The following is a 2,020-nucleotide window of genomic DNA, read 5'->3' on the forward strand; positions in this document are numbered from 1 at the left end:
AACATCCGTTGTCTGCACTGCCTGAGAGGCCCTCAGCGCGTTTCTGCGGCCTGACAGCCGTTTCCGGCACCTTTCACCGCACCAACCCCTGAAAAACGCCCCTGATGATTTCTGCGCGTCTGCATGGCTATTCACAGGAGTGAATGGCGGGCAATTTCGGAGTGTCAGTACCACTAAACCGCCAAAAGGCGCAATCAGCGGCGCGGCGCGCGCGGACGTGACCAGGCAAACTCGGACTGCTGCCGCTCATCCTCACGTAATGCACGCTGGCGGTCGGCGTAACGCTGCGACTCAATCTGCGCACGCGCTCTGTTCAGGACGATATGCCGGTTCGGCTGATTTAGCTTTTTGCCTGACGCTCTCTCAGCTGCGGCAATAGCATCATCAAGAAATTTTTTCTCTGCAGGTGTCAGGTTTGTCAGTCTGTTCATAGCATTCTCCCATCAGAATAACGCCGCACAGTCTGCCAGACACAGCAGAACCGATGAAGCGCTGGCGGTGCTGAAAGACAGCCAGAAACGGTGAACGGGAGCGGATTTTAATCCGGTGACGTGAGACGTTGGGCAAGCCGCAGGCGCGTCAGTGGTTTTAGCGGGTTTCGGGGCGCAGCCCTGAACCAGTCACGCAGCGCTAGCGGAGTGTATACTGGCTTACTATGTTGGCACGGATGCGAATACCAGTGAAGTGCTTCATGTGGCAGGAGAAAAAAGGCGGCACCGGCGCGTCAGCAGAATATGCGATACAGGATATATTCCGCTTCCTCGCTCACTGACTCGCTGCGCTCGGTCGTTCGGCTGCGGCGAGCGGTGCGGGCTTACTGGCGGGGCGGAAATTTCCTGGAAGATGCCAGGACGAAACTTAACGGGGAAGCGATAAGGCCGCGGCGAAGCCGTTTTTCCATAGGCTCCGCCCCCCTGACAAGCATCACGAAATCTGACGCTCAAATCAGTGGTGGCGAAACCCGACAGGACTTAAAGATACCAGGCGTTTCCCCCTGGTGGCTCCCTCGTGCGCTCTCCTGTTCCTGCCTTTCGGTTTACCGGTGTCATTCCGCTGTTATGGCCGCGTTTTCTCATTCCACGCCTGACACTCAGTTCCGGGAAGGCAGTTCGCTCCAAGCTGGACTGTATGCACGAACCCCCCGTTCAGTCCGACTGCTGCGCCTTATCCGGTAACTATCGTCTTGAGTCCAACCCGGAAAGACACGACAAAGCGCCACTGGCAGCAGCCACTGGTAACAGGATTAGCAGAGCGAGTTAATTTAGGTGGTGCTATAGAGTTCTTGAAGTGGTGGCCTAACTACGGCTACACTGGAAGGACAGTATTTGGTATCTGCGCTCTGCTGAAGCCAGTTACCACGGTTAGAAAATCTGCCAGGATTTACTAACCTTCGAAAAACCACCTCCCCGGGTGGTTTTTTCGTTTTCAGAGCAAGAGATTACGCGTAGAAAAAAAGGAACTCAAGAAGATCCTTTCTATGCTCAACCACCGCATGGCCCATAGCCGCGCTGGCCGTTGCCGGTCAGCTCCAGAATCCTCGACCAATATGGAACCTTGCCCCTCCCAAAATTCAACTAAAAAACCCTCATTTCCTGCCGATAAAATGGGTATTTCTTAACTATGCCTAAATAAATAAGGATAATTTTGAAAAAAATATTCATCCTATCGGCAGCGCTGATCATGGCAGGATGCGCAACAAAGCAATATCCACAGGCCGCGAACGTCACCGGTCCAGAATCTTCCGCAATGGATTGCAAAGCGGTAGCTCTGGAAATCGCCAAAACGCGCAGTGTACAACAAGAAATTGAGGCAACCGGCGAATTTGACGGGCGCACCGTATTAGGTTTCCTGGGTGATTTTGGGATAGGAAATGGCATGGCAAAAGGCGAAGCCCGCAAAAAAGCAGCTAACCGGCTAAATCAGCTGGAAGCCCTGAAGGCTGCAAAGTGTGCAGATCAATAAGGTACAAAAAAGCCCTGCGGGGCTTTTTTTGTACCTGCCAATCAGCTGGATTTACCAT

The 2,020-nt window shown here is 53.4% G+C and carries 2 protein-coding genes; one reads left to right on the forward strand and one right to left on the reverse strand.

The annotated features are described in order from the left end of the window. Window positions 1–194 precede the first annotated feature (194 nt). Window positions 195–431, reverse strand: a complete 237-nt coding sequence (locus tag EOS97_RS26625; RefSeq protein ID WP_001676031.1) for a hypothetical protein — start codon at window positions 429–431, stop codon at window positions 195–197. 1,213 nt (window positions 432–1,644) lie between these two features. Between EOS97_RS26625 and EOS97_RS26645 the strand changes: the two genes are divergently transcribed. Continuing rightward, complete coding sequence (locus EOS97_RS26645; RefSeq protein WP_023224510.1) at window positions 1,645–1,962, forward strand: hypothetical protein; 318 nt, start codon at window positions 1,645–1,647, stop codon at window positions 1,960–1,962. The last annotated feature ends 58 nt before the right edge of the window (window positions 1,963–2,020 follow it).

This window comes from Salmonella sp. SSDFZ54, assembly GCF_004010735.1.
In the GTDB taxonomy this organism is placed as follows: Bacteria; Pseudomonadota; Gammaproteobacteria; order Enterobacterales; family Enterobacteriaceae; genus Salmonella; species Salmonella enterica.

What these genes read in the sequence shown, in the direction of transcription:
- EOS97_RS26625 (WP_001676031.1), bottom strand. Translation starts at nt 431, where the DNA reads ATGAACAGACTGACAAACCTGACACCTGCAGAGAAAAAATTTCTTGAT.